The sequence below is a fragment of the Citrobacter sp. TBCS-14 genome, assembly GCF_005280805.1.
Classification (GTDB): Bacteria; Pseudomonadota; Gammaproteobacteria; order Enterobacterales; family Enterobacteriaceae; genus Citrobacter; species Citrobacter gillenii.
The window spans coordinates 1-218 of record NZ_SZWM01000697.1 but is presented as its reverse complement, the minus strand read 5'-3'; the positions used below and the strand labels follow the sequence as shown (position 1 = coordinate 218).

Genomic DNA, 218 nt, shown 5'->3' with positions numbered 1-218 from the left:
GTTGTAGGCCGGATAAGGCAACGCCGCATCCGGCAAATTATTGCGGGGACGCAACGCTTATCCGGCCTGCCGTTGTCGCTGAATTACTTCTGCTCTTCGCTCCAGTCATCGCTTTCTGACAGATCGCCGGAGCTTGGGATACGCTTCTCTTCCGCGGCCCATTCACCCAGGTCGATTAACTGACAACGTTTGCTGCAGAATGGACGAAACGGACTGAC

General features: G+C 55.5%; 1 protein-coding gene. It reads right to left on the bottom strand.

Annotated elements, in window-relative coordinates:
• Window positions 1-83: 83 nt before the first annotated feature.
• On the bottom strand, window positions 84-218 hold a 135-nt coding region (gene yacG / locus FDX22_RS20765; protein ID WP_146717711.1), incomplete at its 5' end, for a DNA gyrase inhibitor YacG.